Source organism: Streptomyces sp. NPDC088554 (assembly GCF_044752945.1).
Lineage (GTDB): Bacteria > Actinomycetota > Actinomycetes > Streptomycetales > Streptomycetaceae > Streptomyces.
Genome location: NZ_JBIVMF010000070.1, coordinates 1 through 7,409 on the forward strand (window position 1 = coordinate 1; position 7,409 = coordinate 7,409).

A 7,409-nucleotide genomic window follows, 5' to 3' on the forward strand; every position below is an offset into this window, starting at 1 on the left:
AACACCCCATACAACTCCCGGCCCATCCCCAACCACTGCGAACCCTGACCCGTAAACAACCACCCCAGACCACCAGACCCAGACACCACCTCACCAGTCACCACAGCCGGACTCTGCTCACCCACCGCCAACGCAGCCAACCCCGACAGAAGCTCACCACGACCCCGGCCCACCACCACCGCACGCCGCTCCAGCACCGACCGCGTACCCACCAACGAACGACCCACAGTCACTACGTCCAGCTCAGGACGCTCCGCAACATACGAACGCAACCGCTCCGCCTGCCCCCGCAAACCCGCCACACCCCGACCCGACACCACCCACGGCACCACGCCGGCCGATATCACCGGCGCGATGGCGGGTTCGGCAGGTTCGGTCACCTGTGGTGCCTGTTCGAGGATGACGTGCGCGTTGGTGCCGCTGAGGCCAAAGGAGGAGACCGCTGCCCGACGCGGGCGGCCCGTTTCGGGCCAGGCGCGCTCTTCGGTCAGCAGTTCCACCGCGCCGGTCGACCAGTCCACCTCGGGGGTGGGCTCGTTGACGTGCAGGGTCTTCGGCAGGACCGCGTGCTGGAGGGCTAGCACCGTCTTGATCACACCGCCGACACCGGCGGCGGACTGTGTGTGGCCGATGTTGGACTTCAGCGAGCCGAGCCAGAGCGGCCGGTCCTCGGGGCGGTCCTGGCCGTACGTCGCCAACAGGGCCTGCGCCTCGATCGGGTCGCCGAGGCGAGTACCCGTGCCGTGTGCCTCCACCACGTCAATGTCAGCGGTGGCCAGTCCGGCGTTGGCCAGGGCCTGACGGATGACCCTCTGCTGGGAGGGGCCATTGGGGGCGGTGAGGCCGTTGGAGGCACCGTCCTGGTTGACCGCCGAGCCACGGACGACCGCGAGGACCCGGTGGCCGCGTGCCTGCGCGTCCGACAGCCGTTCCACCAACAGCATGCCGACGCCCTCGGCGAAGCCAGTGCCGTCCGCGGCGGCTGAGAAAGACTTGCAACGGCCGTCGGAGGCAAGGCCGTTCTGCCGGGAGAACTCCACGAACCCGCTGGGTGTGGAGAGGATCGTCGCGCCACCCGCGAGGGCAAGACCACACTCACCCGAGCGCAGCGCCTGCACCGCCAGATGGAGGGCGACCAGAGAAGAGGAACAGGCCGTATCAACCGTGACGGCCGGGCCCTCGAAGCCGAACGAGTACGACAGCCGACCGGACATCACACTGCTGGTGGTGCCCGTCAGCATGTGCCCCTCGACGCCTTCGGTGTCGAGGGCCGCGCCCTGGCCGTAACCCTGGTAAGCGGCGCCGACGAAGACACCTGTCTGACTACCGCGCAACGCCGCCGGGTCGATGCCCGCCCGCTCGAAGGTCTCCCACGCCGTCTCCAGCAACAGCCGCTGCTGAGGGTCCATCGCCAACGCCTCACGCGGCGAGATCCCGAAGAAGCCCGCGTCGAACTCGCCTGCGTCGTAAAGGAATCCACCCTCGCGGACGTTGCTCGTGCCGGATCCACCCGAGTCCGTGCCAAACAGGAACCGCAGGTCCCAGCCACGGTCGGTGGGGAAGCCTGCCAGGGCCTCGCGGCCCTCGGAGACGAGCTGCCACAGCTCCTCGGGCGAGTAGACCCCGCCCGGGTAGCGGCAGGCGAGGCCGACGATGGCGATGGGTTCGGTGGTGGCCGCTATCGGTGCGGGAGCCGGAGCAGAGGCCGTCTCCACCTCGCCCAGCAGTTGAGTGCGCAGGTAGGCGACAAGTGCGGCCGGGGTCGGGTGGTCGAAGACCAGTGTCGCGGGCAGCCGCAACCCGGTCACCTCGTTCAGTCGGTTACGGAACTCCACCGACAGCAGCGAGTTGAACCCGAGATCCCGGAAGGGCTGGTCCGGGCCGACGTTCTCGTCGTCGGCATGGTCGAGGACCGCGCCGACATGGGTGGCGACCAGTTCCAGCAGGGTCCGCTCCTGCTCCCTGATCCGCAGGGCCGCCAGCCGGGCCACCAGCGCGCCGCTTCCGGTGGTGACAGCGGTGGCGGCCGTACGCCGGGCCGGGGTGCTCGGCACCAGGCCGCGCAACACCTCGGTGACACCTCCGGGCAGCTCCCGCAGGGTGGCCCAGTTCCAACGGGCCGGCACCACAAGCGGGGCGTCGAGGGTGAGTGCCGTGTCAAGCAGGGCCAGGCCGTCCGCCTCGGTGAGGGGCTGGACTCCCGCGCTGCCCATCCGGCGCCAGTCGGCCTCGGTGAGGTGGCTCGTCATGCCACTGCGCGACGCCCACAGGCCCCACGCGAGTGACACTGCGGGCAGCCCTCGGGTCCGACGGTGCTGGGCGAGCGCGTCGAGGAACGTGTTGGCGGCCGCGTAGACCACCTGGCGCGGGCCGCCGAGCTGTCCGGCAACGGAGGAGTAGAGCACGAAGGCGCTCAACTCCCGGTCCGCGGTCAGTTCGTGCAGGTTGAGCGCTGCACCGGCCTTGGCGCGCCATGCCTCTTCGAGATGGTCGTCCGTGGTGGTCAGCAGTGGGTCGTCATGGCTGACCCCGGCAGTGTGGAAGACAGCGGTCAGCGGATGTGCGGCCGGGATCGCGTCCAGCACCTCGGCGAGGGCTGCACGGTCGGCGGCGTCACAGGCAACCGGTGCCGCCTCGCAGCCCAATGCCGCCAATTCCGCTACGAGTTCGGCCGCGCCAGGGGCCTCCGAGCCACGGCGGGACAGCAACAGCAGATGCCGTACTCCGTGCTCGGTCGCCAGGTGCCGGGCCAGCAGTCGGCCCAGGCCGCCGGTTCCGCCCGTAACCAGGACCGTGCCGTCCGAGTCCCACTCCGAGTGCGGTCCGCTTGCTGTGGCGGCCTGCGCTCGGGCCAGCCTGGGGAACAGGACGTGTCCGGCGCGTACGGCGGAGCGGACGGCATGGGCGCCGAGGGCCGCCGCCAAGACGTCGGTGGTGATACCCGCCCCCGCGTCGGTTTCTCCAGTGTGTGCGTCCGTGTCCACGAGGGCAAAGCGGCCGGGGTGTTCCACGTCGGCGGAGGCCACCAGGCCCCAGAGTCCGGCCTCGGCCAGGCCATCCAGCCGATCGTCGGGTCGTACCGCGACCGCGTTGCGGGTGACCAGGACCAGCCGCCGACCGGCGAACCGCTCGTCGGTCAGCCAGGCTCGCATCAACACGACAGTACGGCCCACAACAGTGCCGGAATCCTCGTCGGCTCCGGCCGTGACCGGGGCCAGGACACCGTCGACAGCCGCGCCGGAGACAATCAACTCGCCTATCGAATCAAGGCTGTTGTGGTACGAGCCGACAGGCAGCTCCGCTGCCGTGCCCAGCATCGCCCAGCGGGAGAGGTCCGCCGGGGCCGCTGACTGCTGCTGCCAGGCAACGGTGAACAGGCCGCCGTCGACGGAAGGCACCCGCGAGGACCTGCCCATGGGTGCAGGACGCAGGACCAGCGAACCGACCGTTGCGACCAAGGCTCCGGCCTGATCGGCGACCGTGGCCGAGACCGTGTCCGGGCCGGTCCGGGCCAGCCGAACCCGTAGCGCGGAGGCACCCGAGGCATAGAGGGTGACGTCCGACCAGGCGAACGGCATCGGCGCGCCCTCGACCTCAAGCCCGGCCCAGCCCACCGTTTGCAACGCCGCGTCGAGCAACGCCGGGTGCAGACCGTAGGCCGCCGCCTCTTCCCTTACCGAATCGGGCAGTTCAACCTCGGCGAAGACCTCCTGACCGCGCCGCCACACCGCCCGCAACCCGTGGAAGGCGGGGCCATAACCAGCGCCGGCCTCGCGCAGCCGGTCGTACACACCTTCCAGATCCTGCGGCAGGGCGCCCTGCGGCGGCCATGCCTCTGTCGCGTCCCATGTGGCGGGGGCACCGCCACCAAGCGTGCCCTGCGCGTGCCGGGTCCACGGAGCGGTGGTGTCGGCGTCCTGCGGTCGGGTATGGATGCTCACCGAGCGGCGGCCCGTGGCGTCCGCGGCGCCGACGGCGATCTGAACGGCGAGCCCGCCCTGCTCCGGGACGACCAGCGGCTGCATGAGGGAGAGTTCGTCCAGCCCCTCGCAACCGACCTCGTCACCGGCGCGGACCACCATCTCCACCAGGGCAGTGCCAGGGACGACCACCGCACCACCGACGATGTGGTCGGCCAGCCAGGGCTGCGCCTGCACCGACAGGACACCGGTGCACAGGAAGCCGTCGCCGTCCGCCAGCGCCACGGCTGCGCCGAGCAACGGGTGGCCTGGGGACGAGAGGCCCACACCACGTACATCGCCCCGGGTCGCGACGACCCTGGGCCAGTAGCGGCGGTGTTGGAAGGCGTACGTCGGCAGATCGGCCGTCGGGCCATCGCCGAGGAACGCGGACCAGTCGACCGGAACACCATGGGCATACAACCGACCCAAGGAGGAGATGAGTTCGCGTTCCTCGTCGCGATCCCGGCGCAGGGAGCCGACGACCAGGGCGCGGTCATCGTCCACGGTGTCCTGCACCGCGCCCGTCAGCACCGGATGTGGGCCGACCTCCACGAACACCGTATGCCCGGCCTCGTACAGAGCCCGTACGGTATCGCTCAGCCGGACCGTGTGGCGCAGATTGCGGTACCAGTAAGCAGGATCCAGACCAGCCGTGTCCGTGACCTCGGCCGTGACCGTCGACCAGAACGACACACCACCCGCGACCGGCGCGATACCGGCCAGCTCGGCCAGAAGCTCCGTCTCGATACGCTCGACGTGGGCGGAGTGCGAGGCGTAATCGACATCGATACGACGGAACCGGACCCCCTCACGCTCACAATCCACCTCCAACACATCCAGAGCAGCCGTGTCACCAGCGACAACCGTGGAGACCGGACCGTTGACCGCCGCAACCGACAAGCCATCCCGGTCACAGAGCAGTTCAGCCACCTGTGCCTCCGGGGCGGCGAGCGAGGCCATACCGCCAAGACCGGACAGCTCGCGGCCGATCAGACGGCTGCGCAGGACGACGACACGCGCAGCGTCCTCCAACGACAGGCCACCGGCCACCACAGCAGCCGCGATCTCACCCTGCGAATGACCCACCACAGCAGCCGGCACGACACCACGAGAACGCCACACCTCCGCCAACGACACCATCACCGCCCACAACACCGGCTGAACCACATCCACCCGCGCCCACAACACGGGATCCACACCGGAACCCTCACGGAGAACCGCGGACAACGACCAGTCCACCCACAGACTCAAAGCCCGCTCACACTCAGCGATACGAGCAGCGAACACCGGCGACGAATCCAGCAGACCAGCAGCCATCCCCAGCCACTGCGAACCCTGACCCGGGAACACAAACACCACACCCACACCGGCAGCAGTACCTTCCCCGGAGATCTCCACCGGCTCACCAGAAGCCAACTCCAACAGCCCCGCGAGGAGTTCATCCCGTCCCCGGCCGACCACCACCGCACGCTGCTCCAGCACCGCCCGCGTACCGACAAGCGAGCGGGCCACGGTCACCACATCCAGCTCAGGGTACTCCGTGACGTACGAACGCAACCGCTCCGCCTGCCCCCGCAGACCCGCCACACTCCGACCCGACACCACCCACGGCACCACCGGCAGGGTGGCTTCCTCCGGCGCCCGGTCCGGAGCCTTCGGCGAAGCCTGCTCCAGGATGACGTGCGCGTTGGTGCCACTGATACCGAACGACGAGACACCCGCCCGGCGCGGACGCTCCGCGTCCGACCACTCCTGGGCCTCGGTCAGCAGCCGTACCGCACCCTCCGACCAGTCCACCTCAGGGGTCGGCTCCGAAACGTGGAGTGTCTTCGGCAGCAGACCGTGCTGGAGCGCCAGCACCGTCTTGATGATGCCCGCGACGCCCGCGGCAGCCTGCGTGTGCCCGATATTTGTCTTCAGGGAACCGAGCCACAGCGGCCGGTCCTCGGGACGGTCCTGGCCGTACGTCGCCAACACTGCCTGTGCCTCGATCGGGTCACCCAACCGGGTACCCGTACCATGCGCCTCGACCATGTCCACGTCGCTCGTGGTCAATTGGGCGTTGGCCAGGGCCTGGCGGATGACCCTTTGCTGCGCGGGGCCGTTGGGGGCGGTGAGCCCGTTGGAGGCGCCGTCCTGGTTGACGGCCGAGCCACGGACGACCGCGAGGATCCGGTGGCCGTTCCGTTCGGCGTCGGACTGCCGCTCGACGAGCAGCATGCCGACGCCCTCACCCCAGCCCGTACCATCCGCGTCGGCGGAGAACGCCTTGCAACGGCCGTCCGGGGAGAGTCCACCCTGACGGGAGAACTCGGCGAAGCCACCCGCGGTGGCCATGACGGCCGCGCCACCTGCGAGCGCCATGTCGCACTCGCCTGATCGGAGCGCATGAGCGGCCCAGTGGAGGGCGACCAAGGAGGAGGAGCAGGCGCTGTCGATCGTGACGGCCGGGCCCTCGAAGCCGAAGGTGTAGGCCACTCGGCCGGACATCACACTGCTGTGATTACCAGTCAGTAGATGGCCTTCGAGCCCTTCCAGCGGCTGAACTATCTCGCCGTAACCGAGCTGGGCCGCTCCGATGAAGACACCGGTCATGCTGCCCTTGAGGTTGGTTGGGTCGAGGCCGGCGCGTTCGAACGTCTCCCACGCCGTTTCGAGGAGCAGCCGCTGCTGCGGGTCCATCGCCAACGCCTCACGCGGCGAAATACCGAAGAAACCCGCATCAAAACCTGCGGCATCCGTAAGGAAACCACCCTGATCAGTCACACTGCTACCCGGAACAAGCTCCCACCCCCGGTCACCAGGCAGCCCAGTAATCGCATCACTCTCCGACACAACCAAATCCCACAACTGCTCAGGAGAAGCAATACCCCCAGGGAAACGACACGCCATCCCGACAATCACGATCGGATCATCCCCAGTGACCGCCCGCACCGGCACAACCGCCCGGCCACCAGCAACCACACCCCCCAACCGCTCCAGCAGATAATCCGCCAGCGCCTCCGGAGTCGGACGGTCAAAGACCAGAGTCGCCGGCAACCGCAGCCCCGTCACCTCGTTCAACCGGTTACGGAACTCCACCGAAATCAACGAGTCAAAACCCAACTCCCTGAACGGACGCCCCACCGCAACCGCATCCGTACCCGTATGACCGAGAACAGCAGCCGCATGCACCACAACCAACTCAACCAGCACACCCCGGCGCTCCGCCTCCGGCAGCACAGCCAACCGCTCACGCAACCCACCGCCCGCACCACCACCGGACACACTCTCCAGCACCACACGACGCTTCGGCACCCGCACCAACTGCCGCAGCAAAGACGGCACCCGGACACCCGAAGACACCCGCTCACGCAGCACCTTGTGATCCCAGCGGACCGGAACCAACAACGCCTCACCACTCCCCCACGCCGCGTCGAGGAGCTCCATCCCCTCATCACCAGCAAG

1 protein-coding gene is annotated in these 7,409 nt (G+C 68.9%); it reads right to left on the reverse strand.

Annotated features, from left to right (window positions below; genetic code table 11):
• Nucleotides 1-7,409: SDR family NAD(P)-dependent oxidoreductase (locus ACIP8W_RS31625; protein ID WP_402205832.1), on the reverse strand; the 7,409-nt coding region annotated here is incomplete at both ends.